This is a genomic window from Streptomyces sp. NPDC001544 (assembly GCF_042894285.1).
GTDB lineage: Bacteria > Actinomycetota > Actinomycetes > Streptomycetales > Streptomycetaceae > Streptomyces.
Genome location: NZ_JBIAVN010000010.1, coordinates 268296 through 290519 on the forward strand (window position 1 = coordinate 268296; position 22224 = coordinate 290519).

Here is a 22224-nt window from a genome sequence, read left to right on the forward strand (position 1 = left end):
GCCCGTAGGCTGCGGCCCATGTGCGGAATCGTGGGTTACGTGGGGTCACAGTCGGCGCTCGAGGTCGTGATGGCCGGGCTGAAGAGGCTGGAGTACCGGGGATACGACTCGGCGGGCGTCGCCGTGCTGGCGGACGGCGGTCTGGCCGCCGCGAAGAAGGCCGGGAAACTGGTCAACCTGGAGAAGGAACTGGTCGACCGGCCGCTGCCCACGGGTTCGACGGGCGTCGGCCACACCCGCTGGGCCACGCACGGGGGCCCGACGGACGCCAACGCGCACCCGCACCTGGACAACGCGGGCCGGGTCGCCGTCGTCCACAACGGGATCATCGAGAACTTCGCGCAGCTCCGGGCGGAACTGGCCGAGCGGGGCCACGAGCTGTCGTCCGAGACGGACACCGAGGTCGTCGCCCACCTGCTGGCGGAGGAGTTCTCGGCGACCGCCGACCTGGCGGAGGCGATGCGGCTGGTCTGCCGGCGTCTGGAGGGCGCGTTCACGCTGGTCGCGGTGCACGCCGACGAGCCGGACGTGGTCGTGGGGGCGCGGCGCAACTCCCCGCTGGTGGTGGGCGTCGGAGAGGGCGAGGCCTTCCTCGCCTCGGACGTCGCCGCGTTCATCGCCCACACCCGGTCGGCGATCGAGCTGGGCCAGGACCAGGTGGTGGAGCTGCGCCGCGACGGCGTGACGGTGACCGGGTTCGACGGCCGGCCCGCGGAGGTCCGCTCGTACCACATCGACTGGGACGCGTCGGCCGCGGAGAAGGGCGGCTACGACTACTTCATGCTCAAGGAGATCGCCGAGCAGCCCAAGGCGGTCGCGGACACCCTCCTGGGCCGTATCGACGCGGCCGGCTCACTGACCCTGGACGAGGTCCGGATCAGCGCCTCCGAACTGCGCGAGGTGGACAAGGTCGTCATCGTCGCCTGCGGTACGGCCTTCCACGCCGGGATGATCGCCAAGTACGCCATCGAGCACTGGACGCGCATCCCCTGCGAGGTGGAGCTGGCCAGCGAGTTCCGCTACCGGGACCCGATCCTGGACGCGCAGACCCTGGTCATCGCCATCTCCCAGTCCGGCGAGACCATGGACACCCTGATGGCGCTGCGCCACGCCCGCGAGCAGGGCTCCAAGGTGCTGGCCATCTGCAACACCAACGGCTCGACGATCCCCCGGGAGTCGGACGCGGTGCTGTACACGCACGCCGGGCCGGAGGTCGCGGTCGCCTCGACGAAGGCGTTCCTGACGCAGCTCGTCGCCTGCTACCTGGTCGCGCTGTACCTGGGCCAGATCCGCGGCACCAAGTGGGGCGACGAGATCGGGGCCGTCATCCGCGACCTGTCGCAGATCTCCGGTGAGGTCGAGCGGGTGCTGGAGACGATGGAACCGGTACGGTCACTGGCCCGGTCCCTCGCCGGGAAGAACACGGTGCTGTTCCTGGGCCGGCACGTGGGCTATCCGGTCGCCCTCGAAGGCGCCCTGAAGCTGAAGGAGCTCGCCTACATGCACGCCGAGGGCTTCGCGGCGGGCGAGCTGAAGCACGGGCCGATCGCGCTCATCGAGGACGACCTGCCGGTGGTCGTGGTCGTGCCCTCGCCCCGGGGCCGGTCCGTCCTCCACGACAAGATCGTCTCCAACATCCAGGAGATCCGGGCCCGGGGCGCGCGCACCATCGTGATCGCGGAGGAGGGTGACGAGGCGGTCGTGCCGTACGCGGACCACCTGATCCGGATCCCGGCGACACCGACGCTGCTTCAACCGCTGGTGGCGACGGTGCCGTTGCAGGTGTTCGCCTGCGAGCTGGCCACGGCGCGGGGGAACGAGGTGGACCAGCCGCGGAACCTGGCGAAGTCGGTGACGGTGGAGTGATCCGTTCGGGGGCCGGCAGGGTGCTGCCCGCATGACGAGACGGTCAGGCGGGCTGCCACAGCTCGAGCCGATTGCCCTCGGGATCGGTGACCCAGCCGAAGCGGCCGACCCCCTCCATGTCCTGGGTCTCCTCGGCCACGTCCGCTCCCTTGGCGCGCAACTGCGCGAGCATCGCGTCCAGGTCGCGGACCCGGAAGTTGAGCATGGTCTGCTGGGCGTGGGATCCGAAGTAGTCGGTTCCGGACTCGAACGTCGCGAACACGGTCGCCCCGGCCTCCTGACGCCACAGGCCGTGCTCGTCGGTGTCCAGGCCCAGGCAGTCGCGATACCACGCGCCCAGGGCCTCCGGGTCGGTGGCCCGCAGGAAGTATCCGCCGATCCCCAGCACACGTTCCATGCCGCCCATCCTGCCGGCCCCATAGGCTGCCCCGCATGAGCATCATCGGTGTCGGGATCGACGTGGCCGAGGTCGACCGGTTCCGGGCGTCCCTGGACCGTACGCCCAACCTGGCGAACCGGCTGTTCGTCGCGGGCGAGTTGCTGTTGCCGAGCGGGGAACGCCGGGGCATCGCCTCGCTGGCCGCACGCTTCGCGGCGAAGGAGGCGGTGGCCAAGGCGCTGGGCGCGCCACCCGGGCTGCTCTGGACGGACGCGGAGGTGTACGTCGAAGAGAGCGGACAGCCACGGCTGCGGGTCAGGGGGACGGTGGCGGCCCGGGCGGCCGAACTGGGCGTGCGGTCCTGGCATGTGTCCCTGAGTCACGACGCCGGAATCGCCTCGGCGGTCGTGATCGCGGAAGGCTGACGGCCGTCGCACACCGCCGGGAGCAGGGCGGCGAGACGCTCCAGCTGGTCGCGTTGGGCGCGCAGGCCCACGGCGCCCAGGCGGACCACGATGTGCCGGGCGCCCGCGGCGACATAGCTCCGCAGTCCCCTGACGACCTGTTCGGGGGAGCCGGCGACGACCGCCTGGATCCGCTCCAGGTCCGTCAGCGGCATGCCGTACGTGGCGTGCGCGTACCGGTCCAGCGCCCGGCGGCCGGTCTCGGTGTCCTCGTCCACGCGGACCGACACGAACAGGGCGGGGGTGATGTCCCCGGCCGCCCGGCCCGCTTCGGCCGCCGCCCTGTGGACGCCGTGCAGGCCGGTCGCGTAGTCGGCGGGGTCGGGCGGGTAGGGCAGCCAGCCGTCGTACAGCCGGCCGGTGCGGTGCAGGGCGGCGGGGGTGGCGCCGCCGAGCCAGACGGGCGGGCCCCCGGACCGGAACGGCCTGGTCCCGGGCGGGATGCCGGTGAACCGGAGGATGTCGCCCCGGAAGGCGTCGGCACCCGCCCAGACGGCCCGCCACAGCGCCACCGTCTCGTCCAGGCGGGTGAAGCGGCGCTCCCAGGGGAGTTCGGAGAGGGTGTAGAGGGGACGGCCGAAACGCCCCGGGAAGCCGGCGCCGACGGCCACGGTCAGGCGGCCGCCGGACAACAGGTCCACCGAGGCCAGTGACTGGGCGGCCTGCACCGGCCGGCGCAGGAAGGGCAGCAGCGCGGCCGTCCCCAGGGTCGCGGTCTCCGTGGCGGGGGCCAGCGCGGCCAGCATCGTCAGGGCCTCGACGCGCGGGGTGATCAGGGAGTCGTTGACGAACAGGGAGGAGAAGCCCGCGCGTTCGGCATCGCGGCCGAAGGCGACCAGCTCACGGGGATCGTCGCCCTTGTCCCACTGGGCGGTTCCGGTCGGAAGCAGTACACCGATGTCCATGCCCATGATGCTGGCGACGAGGGCGGGGTGGCGACAATTCCCTCCGGGGAATGGCCGGGAGTCCCGCCTCGGCGTTACAACAGGCGGCGTGGACATCGCCCGTGCGCTCCGTGAACGCCGTACCCGCTCCCGTGTCAGCCAGCTGGAGCTGGCACTGCGGGCGGGTACCACCCAGCGGCACGTCAGCTTCATCGAGTCGGGCCGCTCCGCTCCCGGCCGGAACATGGTCGTCCGGCTGGCCGAGTCGCTGGAACTGCCGCTGCGGGAACGGAACGAGCTGCTGCTGGCCGCCGGGTACGCGCCCGCCTATCCCGAGAGCTCCCTCGACGACCCGGCGCTGGCTCCCGTACGCACGGCGATCCACCACATCCTGCGCGGACACCTGCCGTACCCCGCGCTGGTGACGGACCGCGGCGGTGGTCTGATCGCGGCGAACGACGCGTTCGGCCTGATCACCGAGGGAGCGGCCGCCGAACTGCTGGGCCCCGGCGCCAACGTCTACCGTCTGGCGCTGCACCCCGACGGTCTGGCCCCCCGGATCCTCAACCTCGCGGAATGGGCGCGTCACATCCTGGTCCGCCTGGACCATCTGCCGGAGCTGCGCGCCGAACTCGCCGCCCACGTCCCGGATCCGGAGCCGTCGGCCGGGCAGCTCGGTTTCGCCGTCCCGCTGCGGCTGCGGTCCTCCCACGGCGAGCTGCACCTGACGACGACGGTGACGACCTTCGCCACCGCTGTCGACGTGACCCTCTCCGAACTGAAACTGGAGGCCTTCCTGCCCGCCGACGCGGAGACGGCCGCGATCCTCTCGGCTGTCGCCGGCTCGTCCACGGGTGCGCTGCCCGGGGTGTGATGCCGGGCTTGTTCGGGGCAGACTCGATCGCATGCGTACCGCCTACAGCGTGGAAACGGTCAGGACAGCCGAGCGTGAGCTCATGGCGCGGCTCCCCGAGGGGGCCCTGATGCAGCGGGCCGCCGCCGGACTCGCCGCCGCCTGTGCGGACTTGCTCGGCCGGGTGTACGGCAGCCGGGTGGTGCTGCTCGTCGGCAGCGGGGACAACGGCGGCGACGCCCTGTACGCCGGCGCCCGGCTGGCCCGGCGCGGCGCCGGGGTCGCGGCCGTCCTGCTCAGTCCCGACCGCACCCACCCCGGCGGCCTCGCGGCGCTGCGCCGGGCGGGCGGCACCGTCGCCGGGCCGGGTGCGGCCGCGGAGGACCTCGTGGCCCGGGCCGACCTCGTGGTCGACGGGATCGTCGGGATCGGCGGGAAGGGGGGCCTGCGCGCCGACGCCGCGCCGCTCGCGGAGGCCGCCCACACCTCCCGGGCCGCGGTCGTCGCCGTGGACCTGCCGAGCGGGGTCGAGGCGGACACCGGGGAGGTGCGCGGGGCCGCGGTCCGGGCCGACCTGACCGTGACCTTCGGGACGCACAAGCCGGGGCTGCTGGTCGACCCCGCCCGGGAGTACGCCGGGACCGTGCGCCTCGTGGACATCGGGCTGGAGCTGCCGCCCGAGGCCGAACTGGAGGCCCTGCAGCACGCGGACGTGGCCCGGCTGCTGCCGCGGCCGGCGGCCGAGAGCGACAAGTACCGGCGGGGTGTCGTCGGGATCGCGGCCGGCTCGGCGCGGTACCCGGGCGCGGCCGTCCTCGCGGTGTCGGGGGCGCTGCGCGGCGGGGCGGGCGCCGTGCGGTACGTCGGGCCCGCCGCGGACGCCGTGATCGCCCGCTTCCCCGAGACCCTCGTCTCCGACCAGGGCCCGCACAAGGCGGGGCGGGTGCAGGCCTGGGTGGTCGGGCCGGGCGCCGGGGACGACGCCGGCACCGTCGCCGAGGTGGTGGGGACGGACGTGCCGGTGCTCGTCGACGCGGACGGGCTGCGCCTCGCCGACCGGGACGCCGTACGCGCCCGTACCGCGCCGACGCTGATGACCCCGCACGCCGGTGAGGCCGCGGCGCTGCTCGGGGTGGCCCGCGAGGAGGTCGAGGGCGCGCGGCTGGAGTCCGTGCGGAAGCTGGCGCTGCTGTACGGGGCGACGGTGCTGCTGAAGGGGTCGACCACGCTGGTCGCGGACCCCGGGGGCGGGGCCGTACGGGTGAACGCCACGGGGACGCCCTGGCTGGCCACGGCCGGCAGCGGGGACGTCCTGTCGGGGCTGGCCGGGTCGCTGCTGGCGTCGGGGCTGTCGGCGCTGGACGCGGGGAGCGCGGCGGCGTATCTGCACGGCCTGGCTGGGCGGTACGCGGCGGACGGGGCACCGGCCGGGGCGCACGACGTGGCGGCGGCCATCCCGGAGGCCTGGCGGGACGTGATCGACTGAGCGCGAGGCCCTCTGGGCCTCCTGGGCCCCCTGAGTCCCCTCGGGTGACCTCCCCGCGCGGCTGCCGGGATTCGGGGGAGCAGGCGGCTTGGCTGATGGTGTGATCAGCAGACATATCGCTTACCGGGGCGTCGCCGTGCTCCTGGCCGCCGTCACCGCCCTCCCGGCCGCCGGAACCACCTCGGCCGCGCCCCGCGCACCGAGGGCCGCCACCCCCGCACCGCCGGCCTCCGGCCCGTCGACCCCCCTGGTGCCCGGGGTGGCCCCGGGACCCGCCCAGCCCTGGCAGATCGACACCCCCGACCAGATGCTGCCGCCGAAGGTGTACACGCCCAGCGCCCGCGAGAACGCCAGGGAGCCGCGGGAGGCCGCGCCGGGGACGTACGACCTCATCGAGTACGTCCCGCTCGGTGACGCCGTCGCCAAGGTGGCGTGCAGCAGACAGGCCGGGCCGTACCAGCGGCAGGTCGAGCGGTGGCTGAAGCTGAAGGTGGACGGCAGACAGTCCACGGCCGACTGCAAGGCCATCCGGAACTTCCAGAAGAAGCACGGGATCAAGCCCGCGATCGGGTTCGCCGGCCCGGTCACCTGGGCGCGGATGACGCTCATCTCGGCCCGGAAGAACCCCAACGCGGCCGGGAAGTGCCCGGTGCGGACCTACCGGGTCGCCTGCGTGGACCTGAGCCGGCAGCTCACCTGGGTGCAGAAGGGCAGGAAGGTGCTGTTCGGGCCGGTGCCCATGCGCAGCGGGCGCAAGGGGTACGCCACCAGGGCCGGCTGGCACACCGTCTACTGGCGGCACAAGAACCACTGGTCGACGCTGTACAACCAGCCCATGCCGTACGCCCAGTTCTTCGACGGCGGCCAGGCCTTCCACGCCGTCTACGGCAGCATCTACACCACCGTCGGCTCCTGGGGCTGCGTGAACCTCGAGCTGGCCGACGCGCGCAGGCTGTGGGGCGTGTTGCGCAAGGGCGACCGGGTATTCGTGTGGGGCCGCAGGCCCGGCTCGTAGGCCGTGCGGAGGGCCTGCGCCCGGGGGCTCTCGGGGGCCTCTGAGACACTGGGGGCGCCATGACTGAAAGAGCACCTGCGCCGAGCGCGCCCCTGCGCGCCCGCGCCGAGATCGACCTGGCCGCACTCCGGGCCAACGTGCGGACGCTGCGTGCCCGCGCGCCCGAGTCGGCCCTGATGGCCGTGGTGAAGTCCGACGGGTACGGGCACGGGGCGGTGCCCTGCGCCCGCGCGGCCGTCGAGGCCGGGGCGGGCTGGCTCGGCACGGCCACCCCCGAGGAGGCCCTCGAACTGCGCGCGGCCGGGCTGCCCGGGCGGATCATGTGCTGGCTGTGGACGCCGGGCGGGCCGTGGCGGGAGGCGATCGAGGCCGACCTCGACGTCTCGGTCAGCGCCATGTGGGCGCTGCGGGAGGTCGTCGCGGCGGCCCGGCAGGCCGGCCGCCCCGCGCGCGTGCAGCTCAAGGCCGACACCGGGCTGGGCCGGGGCGGCTGCCAGCCGGGTCCGGACTGGGCCGAACTCGTCGCCGAGGCCCTGCACGCCGAACGCGAGGGACTGCTGCGGATCACCGGGCTGTGGTCGCACTTCGCCTGCGCCGACGAACCCGGCCACCCCTCGATCGACGCCCAGCTCGTCCGCTTCCGGGAGATGCTGGCGTACGCGGAGGAGCGCGGCGTGCGCCCCGAGGTGCGGCACATCGCCAACTCCCCGGCCACCCTCACGCTGCCCGAGGCCCACTTCGACCTCGTGCGGACGGGCATCGCCGTGTACGGGATCTCACCGAGCCCCGAACTCGGCACCCCGGCCGACTTCGGACTGCGCCCGGTGATGACCCTGTCGGCGTCGCTGGCGCTGGTGAAGCACGTACCGGGCGGGCACGGGGTCAGTTACGGGCACCACTACGTCACCCCGGGCGAGACGACCCTCGGCCTGGTGCCCGTCGGCTACGCGGACGGCATCCCGCGGCACGCCTCCGGCAGCGGCCCTGTCCTGGTCGCGGGCAAGTGGCGTACGGTCGCCGGACGGGTCGCGATGGACCAGTTCGTGGTGGACCTCGGGGGAGACGAGCCCGAGGCGGGGGCGCAGGCCGTGCTGTTCGGGCCCGGCGACCGGGGCGAGCCCACCGCGGAGGACTGGGCGCAGGCGTCCGGCACGATCGCGTACGAAATCGTCACGCGGATCGGAACGCGTGTTCCGCGCGTCTATGTGAACGGGGAACAAGACCGGTAGGACGGGTTACCCGCACCGGTGGGCACCCGGAGTGGTGTGGCCACGGTGACACCTGTGACGCAGCAGCAGTTGTGATGAGGAGCGGTACGTGAGCGAGAGCAGCGCGGAGGTCGTGGCCGACGTGGCGGATGTCGCCGCGGCGGCCGTCGTCGCCTCCGCCGCGGGGGCGGTCGGGGGCTGGCGCAGGGCGACCGGCCTCGCCGGCGCCGCGATAGGCGTGCTCGCCGCGGGCGCGGCCGCCGGTGTCGCCATCGAGCGGATGACCGTCGGCCGGGGGATGCGCAGGAAGGCCCGGCTGGCGCTGGACTCGGCGGGGCCGTACGGGGCGCTGCGCGGCACCCCGGGCAAGGCGCACGCCGACGACGGAACCGAGTTGTACTACGAGGTCGACGACGTCGAGCCCGACACCGGCGGCCCGAACCTCTCCCCGCGCCGGCGGCGGCTGTTCGGCCGCAAGGCGCCCGCCCCGGTCACCGTGGTCTTCAGCCACGGCTACTGCCTCAGCCAGGACTCCTGGCACTTCCAGCGCGCCGCCCTGCGCGGTGTCGTACGCACCGTGCACTGGGACCAGCGCAGCCACGGCCGGTCGGCGCGGGGCGTGGACCAGGTCCAGAACGGGGTGCCGCTCACCATCGACCAGCTCGGCCGCGACCTGAAGGCCGTCATCGACGCGGCCGCGCCCGAGGGCCAGATCGTGCTGGTCGGGCACTCCATGGGCGGGATGACGATGATGGCGCTGGCCGCGCAGTACCCGGAGCTGATCCGGGACCGGGTGGTCGCCACCGCCTTCGTCGGCACGTCGTCCGGGCGGCTCGGCGAGGTCAACTTCGGGCTGCCCGTCGCCGGCGTCAACGCGGTGCGCCGGGTGCTCCCCGGAGTGCTGAAGGCGCTCGGGCAGCAGGCGGCGCTGGTGGAGAAGGGGCGACGGGCCACCGCCGACCTGTTCGCCGGGATCATCAAGCGGTACTCGTTCGCCGGGCGGGACGTGGACCCGGCGATCGCCCGCTTCGCCGAACGCATGATCGAGTCGACGCCGATCGACGTGGTCGCCGAGTTCTACCCGGCCTTCACCGACCACGACAAGACCGAGGCCCTCGCCTGCTTCACCGACATGCCGGTGCTCGTGCTGGCCGGCGTCCAGGACCTGGTCACGCCCAGCGAGCACAGCGAGGCCATCGCCGACCTGCTGCCCGACGCCGAGCTGGTCCTCGTACCGGACGCCGGGCACCTGGTCATCCTGGAACACCCGGAAGTGGTCACCGACCGCCTCGCCGACCTGCTCACCCGCGCGGGTGCCGTGCCCGCAGGGGCTACCGTAAGTGGCTATGGAAGCACCAGCAGCACCGCACAACCCCGCTGAGACCCAGCTGACCGTGACCTCCCCGGAGCAGATGCGGGAACTGGGCCGCCGCCTGGCCAAGCTGCTGCGCGCGGGCGACCTGGTGATGCTCACCGGCGAGCTCGGCGCGGGCAAGACGACGCTCACCCGCGGGCTGGGCGAGGGGCTCGGCGTGCGCGGCGCGGTCACCTCGCCGACCTTCGTGATCGCCCGGGTCCACCCGTCGCTGGGGGACGGCCCGCCGCTCGTCCACGTCGACGCCTACCGGCTGTCCGGCGGCCTGGACGAGATGGAGGACCTCGACCTGGACGTGTCGCTGCCCGAGTCGGTGATCGTCGTCGAGTGGGGCGAGGGCAAGGTCGAGGAACTCACCGAGGACCGGTTGCAGGTCGTGATCCACCGGACCGTCGGGGACACCACCGACGAAGTGCGGCGGGTGGCCCTCACCGGTCTCGGGGAACGGTGGGAGTCCGTGGACCTGGAGTCGCTGGCGGCCTGACGCCGCCGACACGTTCCGACAAACCGTCGGCAACACATTGCGCCGGGCCTGGCAGCCGTGGTGACATGGTGTCCAGTCCGTAGTTAGGTCTGCCTAAGTACGTCCGCCCCCGCACCTCAGGAGGCGCCCCATGCCCGCTTCTCAGTCCAAGGTGCCGTGGCGGCCGCCCGTGCCCGCCGGGGTGTCCATGCGCGACCTGCTGGCCTCCTGTGCGGCGGCGGCGGTGATCTCCCGGCCACCGGCGGAACCCGAGCCCGAGCGGATGGAGCCGGTACGACGGCACCGCGACGCGGCGTGACCACGCCCGGGTGGACCCGAGCCGAGCCCCCGGCGAGTGCGCCCCGCGCCCGGCCTTCACACCGCACGACCGGAGCCCGCCGACACGGACTCGGCGCCGCCGGAGGGTGCGGGAGTACGGCGTTGCCGGGGCGCGGGGTGCCTGGGGCCGGGTGAGCTCGGTGTCGCCGGGACGGGACGTGTGCGTTCTGCGTCGCCGGAAGGCGCGGGCGTGTGGCGTTGCCGAGACTGCCGGAGCCCGGTTCGGGTGAGTCCGGGGTCGCCGAGAGGCGCGAGTGCGTGGGGCTGCCAGGACGCGCGGGGTGTCCGGGGGCGGGTGAGTGCCTGCGTCGCCGGGAGGCGCGGGCGCACGCCGTCGTGGCAAGGTGGCGAGCCGTCGGGCCCCCACCACTCGATCCGCCCGGCAGGGCTACCGCATCACGATGACGGGCACCCCGATCGTCGCGAACATCCACATCGCCTCCCCGTCCGCCCGTGTCTCGCGGATCCCGCCCGTCCGCACCATGGGGTCCGGCACCTGGGCCGCGTTCTGGTCCACCGCGGCGCTGAAGCCGATGGTGACCCCGTCCACGCTGGTGAAGCGCACGACGTGCTCGATGGGGGTGCCGTCGGTGCCGGTGACCGCGTTCGAGCGGGACGTGACGACGTACGCGCCGGGCAGCGGGTCCACGCTGCCGGGCCGCACCCCGAAGGTGCGCAGCACCCGGTTGTGGTCGCTGACCAGCCAGACCCGGTCGTCGTCCATCGCGTACACCACGCGTTCACCCGATCCGGACATGGCGGGCAGCGCCAGGGGGTTCCGTCTGTCCCGGGGGACCTTCGCCAGGGGCGACGCGCTCGCCGGGGCCTTGCCGGGCCCGGCGGGGACGGTGGCCGAGGCCTGGTAGGCGAGGAGGCCGATCGCCCCGACGGCCGCCGCGGTGAGCCCGGCCACGATCGACGAGCTGGTCCCTGCCACGTGTCGCCCACCTCTGTCTCGTGTTATTTGTCCTACTTCGTACAGAACGTTGTGCAGACGGTAGCACTCGGTGACCACCTGACCGGGACGGCCGACACGGGCCGTGCGGAGCCGTAGGCTGTTCGCGTGCTCTTGCTCGCTCTGGATACCGCCACCCCCGCCGTCACCGTCGCGCTGCACGACGGCACGGCCGTCATCGCCTCCTCGAGCCAGGTGGACGCGCGCCGGCACGGCGAGCTGCTGCTGCCGGCCGTCGACCGCGTACTCGCCGAGGCCGGGCTGAAGCTCGAAGCCGTCACCGGGATCGTCGTGGGCATCGGACCCGGCCCCTACACCGGGCTGCGCGTGGGACTGATGACCGCCGACACCTTCGGACTCGCCCTCGGTGTGCCCGTGCACGGCCTGTGCACGCTCGACGCCCTCGCCTACGCGGCCGACATCGAGAAGGGCCCGTTCGTCGTGGCGACCGACGCCCGCCGCAAGGAGGTCTACTGGGCGACCTACGCCGACTCCCGCACCCGGCTGACGGACCCCGCCGTCGACCGGCCCGCCGACATCGCCGAGCGGGTGGCCGGGCTGCCGGCCGTCGGCGCGGGCGCGCTGCTCTACCCCGCCACCTTCCCGCAGGCGCACGCACCCGAGCACGTCTCCGCCGCCGCCCTCGCCTCGCTGGCCGCCGAGAAGCTGGCCGCGGGCGAGGAGCTCCAGGCACCGCGGCCGCTGTACCTGCGCCGACCCGACGCGCAGGTCCCCAAGAACTACAAGGTGGTCACCCCGAAGTGACCGAACCCGCGACCCCCCGACTGCGCGAGATGCGCTGGTGGGACATCGACCCCGTGCTGGAACTGGAGAAGGAGCTCTTCCCCGAGGACACCTGGTCCCGGGGCATGTTCTGGTCGGAGCTGGCCCACTCCCGCGGCCCCGAGGCCAACCGGCGGTACGTGGTCGCCGAGGAGGACGACCGGATCGTCGGCTACGCCGGCCTGGCCTCACAGGGCGAGCTCGGTGACGTCCAGACCATCGCCGTCGCCCGCGACCGCCAGGGCACCGGCCTCGGCGGCCGGCTGCTGACCGAGCTGCTGCGCGCGGCCACCGCCTTCGAGTGCGCCGAGGTCATGCTGGAGTGCCGGGTGGACAACGTCCGCGCCCAGAAGCTCTACGAGCGCTTCGGCTTCGAGCCCATCGGTTTCCGGCGCGGCTACTACCAGCCGGGGAACGTGGACGCACTGGTGATGCGCCTGACCATGCAGTCCGGCAGCGGCTCCGCCGCGGGTTCCCCCTCCGAACAAGGAACAGAGAGCAATGGCTGACGAACCCCTGGTGCTGGGGATCGAGACCTCCTGCGACGAGACCGGCGTCGGCATCGTCCGCGGCACCACCCTGCTGGCGGACGCCATCGCCTCCAGCGTCGACGAGCACGCCCGCTTCGGCGGTGTCGTGCCGGAGGTCGCCTCCAGGGCCCACCTGGAGGCGATGGTGCCCACCATCGACCGCGCGCTGAAGGAGGCGGGCGTCTTGGCGAAGGACCTGGACGGCATCGCGGTGACCGCCGGTCCCGGCCTCGCCGGCGCCCTGCTGGTCGGCGTCTCGGCGGCGAAGGCGTACGCCTACGCCCTCGGCAAGCCCCTGTACGGGGTGAACCACCTCGCCTCCCACATCTGCGTGGACCAGCTCGAACACGGCCCGCTGCCGGAGCCGACGATGGCGCTGCTGGTCTCCGGCGGCCACTCCTCCCTGCTGCTGTCCTCGGACATCACCTCGGACGTACGCCCGATGGGCTCGACCATCGACGACGCGGCGGGGGAGGCCTTCGACAAGATCGCCCGCGTGCTGAACCTGGGCTTCCCCGGCGGCCCGGTCATCGACCGGTACGCGCGCGAGGGCGACCCGGAGGCGATCGCCTTCCCGCGCGGCCTGACCGGTCCCCGCGACCCGGTGTACGACTTCTCGTTCTCCGGCCTCAAGACGGCGGTGGCCCGCTGGATCGAGGCGAAGCGGGCGGCCGGCGAGGAGGTCCCCGTCCGGGACGTGGCCGCCTCCTTCCAGGAGGCCGTGGTGGACGTGCTCACCCGCAAGGCGCTGCGGGCCTGCAAGGACGAGGGCGTCGACCACCTGATGATCGGCGGCGGCGTGGCCGCGAACTCCCGGCTGCGCGCCCTCGCCCAGGAACGCTGCGAGGCGGCCGGCATCCGGCTGCGCGTCCCGCGCCCCAAGCTGTGCACGGACAACGGCGCGATGGTGGCCGCACTGGGCGCCGAGGTGGTGGCCCGCGGCCGGTCCGCGTCCAGCTGGGACCTGTCCGCGGACTCCTCCCTGCCGGTGACCGACCCGCACGTCCCCGGCCACGACCATGTGCACGAGGCCGGCGAGGAGAACCTCTACTCATGACGGTCGCCCTGATGTGGGAGGCCCGCGCGGCGGCGGGGCGCGGTGCGGAACTGCTCGCATGGGCCCGGGCGCAGAGGCTTTCGGGGGAGCCGCTGCGCCGGGAGACCTTCCGCGCCCCGCAGGACCGGGTCCTCGTCATCACCTGGTGGGACGCCGAGTACGACGCGGAGCTGCCGGAACTGCCCGAGCCGGACGGAGGCCTGGTCACCCGGGCGGTGCATCGGTGGCGGTTCGAGCCGGTCGACGGGGGACCCGGCCGCTGAGTGGCGCGAGCCCCCGTCCATAGGCTATGATCATCACATGTGAACGGCCGGAACAACGGCCCGGACACAGTGCGTTGGTGGTCCAAGGAAAGACGCCCCGCTTCCTGCGGGGAAATGCAGGTGCAAGGCCTGCCCGGCGCTCCATGTCACCCCCGCCCCCGATTCTTCGGGGGCGGGGGTGTTTTCGTGTCAGCCGGCCGCCGTCACGTCCGTCTCGCACCGCAGCCGCCGGTCGGTGCCGACCGGACGTACCGGCCCCGTGAGGTTCAGCCGTGCCGTGTGCCGTACGTCCGCGCTGGACGCCGCCAACCGCAGCTCCAGCGCGCCCGGTTCGACCACCCTGGTGCCGGAGCGGTCCGTGAAGGCCGACAGATCGGTGTGGAAGCGGAAGGTGACACGGGCCGCCTCCCCGGGCTCCAGTGACATCCGCCGGTAGCCGATCAGCCGGACGTCCGGACGGGTCACCGAGGCCACCGGGTCGTGCAGGTAGAGCTGCACGACCTCCGCGCCCGCGCGGTCGCCCGTGTTGCGGACCGTCAGCGAGATGTCGTACGACCCGTCCGTGCCGATCTCCGGGTCGGTGCCCGTGAAGTCCTCCCACGCGAACGCGGTGTACGTGTGCCCGTGCCCGAAGGGGTACAGCGGCGTCGGGTCGAGGTTGCTGACCTCGTCCGCCAGACCCAGTGGCGGCTGGAGGTACGTCCACGGCTGGCCGCCCGGGACGCGTGGGACGCTCACCGGGAGCCGGCCCGAGGGGTTCACCCGGCCCGACAGCACTCCGGCCACCGCCGCACCGCCGCCCTGTCCGGGGAAGAACGCCTGGACCACGGCGGCCAGCCGGCCGTGCCAGCGGCCGAGGGCGTACGGGCGGCCGGTCAGCAGCACCAGCACCACGGGGACCCCGGTGGCGACCAGAGCGTCCAGCAGCTCGCCCTGCACACCGGGCAGTTCGAGGTCCGTCACGTCGCAGCCCTCGCCCGAGGTCCCCCGGCCGAACAGCCCCGCCCGGTCGCCCAGCACCGCCACGCACACATCCGCCTCGGCCGCGCGGGCCACCGCCTCCTCGAAGCCGGAGGTGTCCGGGTCGGACACCCCGCAGCCCTCCGCGAACGCCACCTTGGCGTCGGGGAGTTCGTCGCGCAGCGCCTGGAGGACCGTGGGGATGCCGATGCCCGTCGGCACCTCGGGGTGGTGGGTGAGGACATGGGACGGGAAGGAGTAGCAGCCGAGCATCGCGAGCGCGTCGGCCGCGCGCGGGCCGACCACCGCGACACGGGTGTCCGGGGCCAGCGGCAGCAGGCCGTCCGGGTTGTCCAGCAGCACCACCGACTCCTCGGCCAGGCGCCGGGCCAGCGCCCGGTTGGCCGCCGAGTCCAGGTCGACCGGACCGGACGGCTCCGGCCGCCAGTCCTCGTCGAGGAGGCCCAGCTCGCACTTCTGGACCAGCACCCGGCGGACCGCCCGGTCCACCAGCGACTCGGGGACGGTGCCCTCCCGTACCGCCGCCACCAGCGGCTTTCCGTAGCACTTCAGGGTGGGCAGCTCCACGTCGATGCCCGCCTCCAGTGCCAGGAGGGCCGCCTCCGCCTCACTGCCGGCCACCCGGTGCAGGCTCTGCAGGAACCCGATGCCGAAGTAGTCGGCGACCACCGTCCCCGTGAAGCCCCACTCCTCGCGCAGCAGTCCGGTCAGCAGGCCGGGGTCCGCCGACGCGGGGACGCCGTCCGTCTCGGTGTACGCCGCCATCACCGAGCGCGCCCCGCCCTCGCGCAGCGCCATCTCGAAGGGCGGGAGGGTGATGTCCGCGAACTCCCGGATCCCGGCCCGCACGGGAGCCAGGTTCCGCGCACCCGCCGAGGAGGCGTACCCGGCGAAGTGCTTCAGCGTGGCGACGACCCCGGCCGACTCCAGACCCCGTACGTACGCCGTGCCGATGGTGCCGACCAGGTACGGGTCCTCGCCGATCGTCTCCTCGACCCGTCCCCAGCGCGGGTCGCGGACGACGTCCAGGACGGGGGCCAGCCCCTGGTGCACGCCGACCGAGCGCAGGTCCTCGCCGATGCGCCGGCCCAGCTCCTCGACCAGCGGCGGGTCGAAGGACGCGCCCCAGGCCAGCGGCACCGGGTAGGCCGTCGCGCCCCAGGCCGTGAAGCCCGCCAGGCACTCCTCGTGGGCGACCGCCGGAATGCCGAAGCGGCCCGCGTCGGCGATCCGGCGCTGGGCGCGGGCCAGTGCCTGCGCGCCCAGCGCCGGGTCCACGGGGGCGGTGCCGAAGGAACGGGTCAGCTGGCCGAGGCCGAGTGTGATCAGCTCGTCCCAGTCGTAGTCGGCCGTCATCTCGCGCTGGAGCGGGGCGACACCGCCGCCGTCCGTGGCGGCACCCACCCATACGCCGTACAGCTGGGCGGCCTTCTCCTCCAGGGTCATCCTCGCGAGCAGGTCGTCGACGCGGGTGGCGGCGGGCAGGGCGGAGTCGCGCCAAGGAGCGGTTGTCATGTAACTCCCGTCTCTGCTCACGAATGTTTCGGATAAAATCTCGAATGTTCCGGGAATCTATGGCGGGGCAGGGTCTTCGTCAAGGGGTCTCGCAGGGATACGATCGCGGGCATGAAGCCTCCGAAGCCCGTAGGAACGCAGACCGCGACCCTCGCCGAAATCGCTCGTCAGGCCGGTGTCTCCGCTCCGACTGTTTCGAAGGTGCTCAACGGCCGTGCCGACGTCGCCCCCGCCACCCGCACCCGGGTCGAGGAACTGCTGCGCGCCTACGGCTACCGGCGGCGACGTGCCGAGGCCTCCCGGTCCCCGCTGATCGACCTGGTCTTCCACGAGTTGGAGAGCGCCTGGGCGATGGAGGTCATCCGGGGCGTGGAGAACGTCGCCCGGGACGCGGGGCTGAGCGTCGTGCTCAGCGAGAGCGCGGGGCGGCTCACCCCCGGCCGGACCTGGGCCGACCAGGTCGCCGCCCGCCGCCCGCACGGTGTGATCCTCGTACTCTCCGGACTCGACGAGTCCCAGCGGGCGCTGCTGACCAGCAGGTCCATCCCGTTCGTGGTGATGGACCCGGCCGGCGACCCGGGCGCCGACGTGCCCTCGATCGGGGCCACCAACTGGCAGGGCGGCCTGGCCGCCACCCGCCATCTCGTCGAGCTCGGCCACACCCGCATCGGCGCGATCAGCGGCCCCTCCCGGATGATGTGCAGCCGCGCCCGGGTCGACGGTTACCGGGCCGCGCTGGAGACCGCCGGGCTGCCCGTCGACCCGGGGATGATCAAGGCCGGGGACTTCCACCACGAGGCCGGCTACCGGCTGGGCCTGGAGCTGCTCGGCCGCCCCGATCGGCCCACCGCCGTCTTCGCCGGCAACGACCTGCAGGCGCTCGGACTGTACGAGGCCGCCCGTGAGCTGGGGCTGCGCATCCCGGAGGACCTGAGCGTGGTCGGCTTCGACGACCTGCCGGTGGCCCGCTGGGTGGGGCCGCCGCTGACGACCGTACGGCAGCCGCTGACCGAGATGGCCGAGGCCGCGGCCAAGCTGGTCCTCGATCTGGGGCGGGCCGACGACTCCACGGCGGCCACCCGGGTGGAGCTGGCGACCAGCCTCGTCGTGCGCAGCAGCACGGCTGCCCCGCCCGCGCCGTGACACCGGTGGCCGGAAGTTGACGTATTGACGAGTGATGACGGCGCGCCCACACTCCACCGAAGTCAATCGGTTACACGACCGAAACTTTCGGAGGCGCCCGCATGAGAACCTCCAGAACTTCCTCGGCCAGAACCCCGTTACGCACGCGCCTGACCGCGTCGGCCGTCGGCGCGGCCACGACCCTCGCCCTGCTGGCCGCCGGGACGGCCCACGCCGCCGACACCCCGTTGCGGGACCTCGCGGCGGCCAAGGGCAAGATCATCGGCACGGCGGTCACCGGTTCCAAGCTCACCGGCACCTACGGCGACATCGCGGGGTCGCAGTTCAGCTCGCTCACCCCCGGCAACGCCATGAAGTGGGGCTCGGTCGAGCCCACCCAGGGCAGCTTCAACTGGGCCGAGGCCGACCAGATCGTCGCCTTCGCGCAGGCCCACCACCAGCAGGTGCGCGGCCACACCCTGGTCTGGCACAACCAGAACCCGAGCTGGCTGACGAACGGGAACTGGACCTCCGCGCAGCTCGGCACCCTGCTGCAGAACCACATCAGCACCGAGGTGGGCCGCTACAAGGGGAAGATCGCGGCCTGGGACGTGGTCAACGAGGCCTTCAACGAGGACGGCACCTACCGCCCGACCCTCCGGTACAGCGGTCTCGGCTCCGGCTACATAGCGAACGCCTTCACCTGGGCGCACGCCGCCGACCCGGACGCCAAGCTGTACATCAACGACTACAACGTCGAGGGCGTCAACGCCAAGAGCGACGCCCTGTACAACCTGGTCAAGTCCCTGAAGCAGCAGGGCGTCCCGATCGACGGCGTCGGTCTGCAGGCCCATCTGATCCTGGGGCAGGTCCCCTCCACCCTGCAGCAGAACATCCAGCGCTTCGCCGACCTGGGCGTGGACGTGGCGATCACCGAGCTGGACATCCGGATGGCGCTGCCCGCCGACAGTGCGAAACTCGCCCAGCAGGCCGCCGACTTCAAGTCGGTCGTCGCGGCCTGCGCGGCGGTCACCCGCTGCGTCAACGTCACCGTCTGGGGCTTCGCCGACTCCGACTCCTGGGTGCCGGGCACCTTCCCCGGCTACGGCGCCGCGACCCCGTACGACGAGAACTACAGCCCCAAGCCCGCCTACCACGGCATCGCGGAGGCGCTCGGCGGCTCGACCACCCCGCCGCCGACGAACGGGGCGTGCACGGCGACGTACAGCGTCACCAGCCAGTGGAACACCGGGTTCACCGGCCAGGTGAAGATCTCCTGCGCCGGCGCCTCGCTGTCCTCCTGGAAGGCGAGCTGGACCTACGGCGCGGGCCAGCAGATCACCCAGGCCTGGAACGCCGACTGCACCCAGTCCGGCGCGCACGTGACCTGTGTGAACGCCTCCTACAACGGGTCCGTCCCGGAGGGCGGTTCGGTGACCTTCGGGTTCAACGGGTCCTGGAGCGGCGGCAATCCGGTGCCCACGGTGACCCTGGGATGAGAATCTCCCAAGAAATCCGGCTCGTACGGCTTCCGCTAACAGTCTCCTAATAATTCACACTTACCTTCTGACCGTGACGGGACACGGCGAGAACGACGAGAGCGGCGAGAGCGGCGCCGGGGGCGGACACGGAGGCCGGAGGCCGGCGGTGCTGAGGGCCGCCGGCCTCACCCTCGCCGCCGTGCTGGTCCTCGGCGGCGCGGCGGCGGGCTGGGCCTACTGGCACCTCGACCACAACATCAAAAGCGTCGACATCGACAGCGCGCTCGGCGACAACCGCCCGGCGAAGGCGGTCACCACCCCGTCCGTGTCCGCCTCGGCGTCCCCGTCCCCGCTGCCGACCGGGGCACTGAACATCCTCGTGCTCGGCTCGGACTCGCGCAGCGGCAAGGCCGACGAGGAACTCGGCGGCGGCGACAGCTCCGGCGCCCGCTCCGACACGGCGATGGTCGTGCACATCGACGCGGGCCGCACCGGGGCCACCGTCGTCAGCATCCCGCGGGACACGCTGGTCACCCGCCCGTCCTGCCCGCTGCCCTCGGGCGGTTCCACGGCGGTGGCCCACAGCACCATGTTCAACACCGCGTACGAGGTGGGCGGCCCGGTGTGCGCGGTGAAGACCGTCGAGTCGATCACCGGCGTCCGCATGGACCACTACATCGGGATCGACTTCGCCGGCTTCGCGAAACTGGTGGACGCCCTCGGCGGCGTCACCGTCACCACCGGCGCGGACATCGACGACGACAAGAGCCACCTCCACCTCAGGGCCGGCACCCACCACCTGGACGGCAAGCAGGCCCTGGGGCTCGCCCGCACCCGGCACGGCATAGGCGACGGCAGCGACCTCGGCCGCATAGGCCTGCAGCAGAAACTGGTGAAGGCCCTGCTGAAGCAGATCGGGTCCACCGACCTCCTCACCGACCCGGCCAGGCTCTACCGGGCGGCCGACGCGATCACCGGCAGCCTCACGACGGACACCGGCCTGAACTCCCTGACCGAGCTGATGCGCCTGGGGCAGAGCCTGGAGGAACTGTCCGACGACCGGGTGAGGACGGTGATGATGCCGGTCCTGCCGGCCCCCTCCGACCCCAACCGGGTCGTCGCGAAGGAACCGGCGGCGAGCGCCCTGTGGAAGTCGCTGCGCTGAGGGCAACCTTCACCGAGGCCGGTGGGTCTCATGCGGTGACCGAGTCACCGTAACCGGGGGGTACACCTGTGTTTTCCGTACGTTCGCACGCCCGTTGGGCGGTCCCGCTCACCCTGGCCCTGACCGCCCTCGGCACCGCCGCACCCATCGCCTCCGCGTCCCAGCAAGCCGTCCCCGTCCGCGACGACTTCAACGGCGACGGCTACGCCGACCTGGCCGTCGGTGCCCCGCTCGGCACCGTCGGAGGCAAGAGCAAGGCGGGCTACGTGACCGTGATGTACGGCGGCCCGCACGGCATCTCGACCAGCCGGCGGACCGTCATCAGCCGGGCCACGGCCGGTGTCCCGGGCAGCCCGGTCAAGGGCCAGGAGTTCGGCCTCCAGCTCTCCAAGGGCGACCTGGACGGCGACGGCTACGCCGACCTGGTCGTCGGGGACGCCTCCGTGTCCGCCAAGGCGGTCGTCGTCTGGGGCGGCCCGCACGGCCTGTCCGGCGGCACGTCCGTCCCCGCCACCAACACCCAGACCGGCGACTTCGACGGCGACGGCCGCCTGGACCTCGCCCTGTTCAGCGCCGCCTTCTCGCCCGGCGACGACCCGCTCGGCACCAAGGCGACCCTGTGGAAGGGACCGCTGAAGCGGACCGGCACCCCGGCCGCCACCTCCGCCATGGACCCCGACCTGCAGTACGTCGACGTCCACGACGGCGCCACCGGCGACGTCAACGGCGACGGCCGCGCGGACCTGGCCCTGTCCGAGTACTGCGGGGACGGCGTGCACTGCACCCAGCTCTACCTGAGCACCCCCGCCGGCCTCACCCGCGTGACCGACGCCCCCGACGGCGCCGGCACCGTGGCGTTCGGCGACCTCAACGGCGACGGATACGACGACATGGTCACCGGGGACCACGAGAACGAGCAGGTCCAGGTCGCCTACGGCTCGGCCGCCGGCCTGGGCGCACGTGGCACCTGGCGGACGTACTCGCAGAACACCCCCGGTGTTCCGGGCGCCACCGAGGACGGCGACCAGTTCGGGCGGTCGGTCGCCGTCGGTGACATCACCGGCGACGGCATCGACGACCTGGCGGTGGGCGTGCCCGGCGAGAACGGGGCCGAGGGCATGGTCGAGGTGCTGCGCGGCAGCCGCGCCGGCCTGACCGGCACGGGCGCGCAGGGCTTCACCCAGAACACCCGGGGCGTCCCCGGCACCGCGGAGGCGGGCGACGTCTTCGGCGCGACCGTCCAGCTCCTCGACATCGACGGCAACGGTCACGCCGACCTGTCGGCCGCCGCCACGAACGAGGACGGCGGCAACGGCGCCGTCTGGGAGCTGCGGGGCGGCGCCACGGGCCTGACGACGGACGCGGCGCTCGTCTTCGGCCCGAAGAGCGTCGGGGCGCCGTACGCGAAGGCGGCGTTCGGGGCCGAGCTCAAGTAGTGCCAGGTCACGGGCCCCCATAGCGCCGGGTCACGGCCCCCGGAAGAAAATCTCCGAGAAATTCCGGGGGCCGTGTCGATCCGGGCGGATCCCGTTCGACGCAGGGGTGAGAAGGCGGGGAGAGCCCCCGCCGTCCGACCGAGGAGTCACCATGCCCCGTTACCTCTCGCTCATTCGGATCGACGAGAACAACACCCCCGCCGAGGGCCCCAGCCCCGAGCTGATGCAGCGGATGGGCGAACTGATCGAGGAGATCACCAAGGCCGGCGTCATGCTCGACACCGCCGGGCTCACCCCCACCGCACAGGGCACCCGGGTCCACTGGGAGAACGGGCAGCTCTCCGTCACCGACGGGCCCTTCACCGAGACCAAGGAGGTCATCGGCGGCTACGCCCTCATGCAGTGCAAGGACAAGGCCGAGGCCCTGGAGTGGACCAAGCGCTTCCTGAAGGTCCACGAGGAGTTCTGGACCGTGACCTGCGAGGTGCGGGAGATCGCCGAGGGCTGAGCCCTAGGGCCTGTCCGGCGGATCATGCCGCAGACGCGGGGCTTGGCACGCCCTCCCCCACTCTCGGCTTCGCTCGAGCGGGCGGTGCCCCCACCG

22 protein-coding genes are annotated in these 22224 nt (G+C 73.0%); 18 read left to right on the plus strand and 4 right to left on the minus strand.

Features of this window, described 5'->3' with window-relative positions; genetic code table 11:
- Positions 1-18: 18 nt before the first annotated feature.
- Complete coding sequence (gene glmS, locus ACFY0F_RS25515; RefSeq protein ID WP_388798550.1) at positions 19-1866, plus strand: glutamine--fructose-6-phosphate transaminase (isomerizing); 1848 nt, start codon at positions 19-21, stop codon at positions 1864-1866.
- A gap of 43 nt (positions 1867-1909) precedes the next feature.
- Here glmS and ACFY0F_RS25520 read toward each other — a convergent pair whose 3' ends face one another.
- On the minus strand, positions 1910-2263 hold the full coding sequence (locus ACFY0F_RS25520; protein WP_388798553.1) for a VOC family protein: 354 nt from the start codon (positions 2261-2263) through the stop codon (positions 1910-1912).
- A 35-nt stretch (positions 2264-2298) separates the two neighbouring features.
- On the opposite strand from ACFY0F_RS25520, the gene ACFY0F_RS25525 reads away from it, so the two are divergent.
- The gene (locus ACFY0F_RS25525) at positions 2299-2670 is read left to right on the plus strand and encodes a holo-ACP synthase (RefSeq protein WP_388798556.1); all 372 of its coding nucleotides are present in this window, start codon (positions 2299-2301) and stop codon (positions 2668-2670) included.
- On the opposite strand, the gene ACFY0F_RS25530 is transcribed toward ACFY0F_RS25525, so the two are convergent.
- A complete protein-coding gene (locus ACFY0F_RS25530) occupies positions 2625-3614 on the minus strand; it encodes an LLM class flavin-dependent oxidoreductase (RefSeq protein WP_388798559.1) in 990 nt (329 codons plus the stop codon). The two genes, ACFY0F_RS25525 and ACFY0F_RS25530, sit on opposite strands and share 46 nt — an antisense overlap.
- Positions 3615-3702: 88 nt before the next feature.
- Here ACFY0F_RS25530 and ACFY0F_RS25535 point away from each other — a divergent pair, with 88 nt between their 5' ends.
- The 7 genes from ACFY0F_RS25535 to ACFY0F_RS25565 all read left to right on the plus strand — a co-directional run bounded on the left by ACFY0F_RS25535 (position 3703) and on the right by ACFY0F_RS25565 (position 10312).
- Positions 3703-4467, plus strand: coding sequence for a helix-turn-helix domain-containing protein (locus ACFY0F_RS25535; RefSeq protein WP_388798562.1), 765 nt, complete (start codon positions 3703-3705; stop codon positions 4465-4467).
- A gap of 31 nt (positions 4468-4498) precedes the next feature.
- Complete coding sequence (locus tag ACFY0F_RS25540) at positions 4499-5932, plus strand: NAD(P)H-hydrate dehydratase (RefSeq protein ID WP_388798565.1); 1434 nt, start codon at positions 4499-4501, stop codon at positions 5930-5932.
- 100 nt (positions 5933-6032) lie between these two features.
- Entirely contained in the window at positions 6033-6947 is a 915-nt protein-coding gene (locus tag ACFY0F_RS25545; protein WP_388798568.1) for a L,D-transpeptidase family protein, read from the plus strand.
- 59 nt (positions 6948-7006) lie between these two features.
- Positions 7007-8176, plus strand: a complete 1170-nt coding sequence (gene alr, locus ACFY0F_RS25550; protein WP_388798571.1) for an alanine racemase — start codon at positions 7007-7009, stop codon at positions 8174-8176.
- An 88-nt stretch (positions 8177-8264) separates the two neighbouring features.
- Positions 8265-9536 (plus strand): alpha/beta fold hydrolase, encoded by a 1272-nt coding sequence (locus ACFY0F_RS25555; RefSeq protein ID WP_388798574.1) that lies wholly within the window; start codon positions 8265-8267, stop codon positions 9534-9536.
- Positions 9502-10014, plus strand: coding sequence for a tRNA (adenosine(37)-N6)-threonylcarbamoyltransferase complex ATPase subunit type 1 TsaE (gene tsaE, locus ACFY0F_RS25560; RefSeq protein WP_388798577.1), 513 nt, complete (start codon positions 9502-9504; stop codon positions 10012-10014). Before ACFY0F_RS25555 ends, tsaE begins: the two co-directional genes overlap by 35 nt.
- A 130-nt stretch (positions 10015-10144) precedes the next feature.
- Positions 10145-10312: a hypothetical protein gene (locus ACFY0F_RS25565; protein ID WP_388798580.1), complete on the plus strand. Its 168-nt coding sequence runs from the start codon at positions 10145-10147 to the stop codon at positions 10310-10312.
- A gap of 408 nt (positions 10313-10720) precedes the next feature.
- On the opposite strand, the gene ACFY0F_RS25570 is transcribed toward ACFY0F_RS25565, so the two are convergent.
- Complete coding sequence (locus ACFY0F_RS25570; RefSeq protein ID WP_388798583.1) at positions 10721-11269, minus strand: hypothetical protein; 549 nt, start codon at positions 11267-11269, stop codon at positions 10721-10723.
- A gap of 126 nt (positions 11270-11395) precedes the next feature.
- Here ACFY0F_RS25570 and tsaB point away from each other — a divergent pair, with 126 nt between their 5' ends.
- From tsaB to ACFY0F_RS25590, 4 genes are read left to right on the plus strand one after another with little or no spacing between them, the layout of a single operon-like run.
- The gene (gene tsaB, locus ACFY0F_RS25575; protein ID WP_388798585.1) at positions 11396-12052 is read left to right on the plus strand and encodes a tRNA (adenosine(37)-N6)-threonylcarbamoyltransferase complex dimerization subunit type 1 TsaB; all 657 of its coding nucleotides are present in this window, start codon (positions 11396-11398) and stop codon (positions 12050-12052) included.
- Positions 12049-12579: a ribosomal protein S18-alanine N-acetyltransferase gene (gene rimI, locus ACFY0F_RS25580; protein WP_388798588.1), complete on the plus strand. Its 531-nt coding sequence runs from the start codon at positions 12049-12051 to the stop codon at positions 12577-12579. Before tsaB ends, rimI begins: the two co-directional genes overlap by 4 nt.
- Complete coding sequence (gene tsaD / locus ACFY0F_RS25585) at positions 12572-13657, plus strand: tRNA (adenosine(37)-N6)-threonylcarbamoyltransferase complex transferase subunit TsaD (protein WP_388798590.1); 1086 nt, start codon at positions 12572-12574, stop codon at positions 13655-13657. Before rimI ends, tsaD begins: the two co-directional genes overlap by 8 nt.
- Positions 13654-13920 (plus strand): hypothetical protein, encoded by a 267-nt coding sequence (locus ACFY0F_RS25590; protein ID WP_388798593.1) that lies wholly within the window; start codon positions 13654-13656, stop codon positions 13918-13920. The genes tsaD and ACFY0F_RS25590 overlap by 4 nt, the downstream gene beginning before the upstream one ends.
- Before the next feature lie 189 nt (positions 13921-14109).
- On the opposite strand, the gene ACFY0F_RS25595 is transcribed toward ACFY0F_RS25590, so the two are convergent.
- Positions 14110-16416 carry a glycoside hydrolase family 3 N-terminal domain-containing protein gene (locus ACFY0F_RS25595; RefSeq protein WP_388798595.1) on the minus strand — a complete coding sequence of 769 codons (2307 nt, stop codon included), beginning with the start codon at positions 16414-16416 and terminating at the stop codon, positions 14110-14112.
- Between the two features lie 111 nt (positions 16417-16527).
- Between ACFY0F_RS25595 and ACFY0F_RS25600 the strand changes: the two genes are divergently transcribed.
- The 5 genes from ACFY0F_RS25600 to ACFY0F_RS25620 all read left to right on the plus strand — a co-directional run bounded on the left by ACFY0F_RS25600 (position 16528) and on the right by ACFY0F_RS25620 (position 22128).
- Positions 16528-17559, plus strand: coding sequence for a LacI family DNA-binding transcriptional regulator (locus ACFY0F_RS25600; protein WP_388798598.1), 1032 nt, complete (start codon positions 16528-16530; stop codon positions 17557-17559).
- A gap of 101 nt (positions 17560-17660) precedes the next feature.
- A complete protein-coding gene (locus tag ACFY0F_RS25605) occupies positions 17661-19037 on the plus strand; it encodes an endo-1,4-beta-xylanase (protein WP_388798601.1) in 1377 nt (458 codons plus the stop codon).
- A 73-nt stretch (positions 19038-19110) separates the two neighbouring features.
- Positions 19111-20184, plus strand: a complete 1074-nt coding sequence (locus ACFY0F_RS25610) for an LCP family protein (protein ID WP_388798604.1) — start codon at positions 19111-19113, stop codon at positions 20182-20184.
- 68 nt (positions 20185-20252) lie between these two features.
- The gene (locus ACFY0F_RS25615) at positions 20253-21620 is read left to right on the plus strand and encodes a VCBS repeat-containing protein (RefSeq protein ID WP_388798607.1); all 1368 of its coding nucleotides are present in this window, start codon (positions 20253-20255) and stop codon (positions 21618-21620) included.
- 151 nt (positions 21621-21771) lie between these two features.
- Entirely contained in the window at positions 21772-22128 is a 357-nt protein-coding gene (locus tag ACFY0F_RS25620; RefSeq protein ID WP_388798610.1) for a YciI family protein, read from the plus strand.
- Positions 22129-22224: the final 96 nt, after the last annotated feature.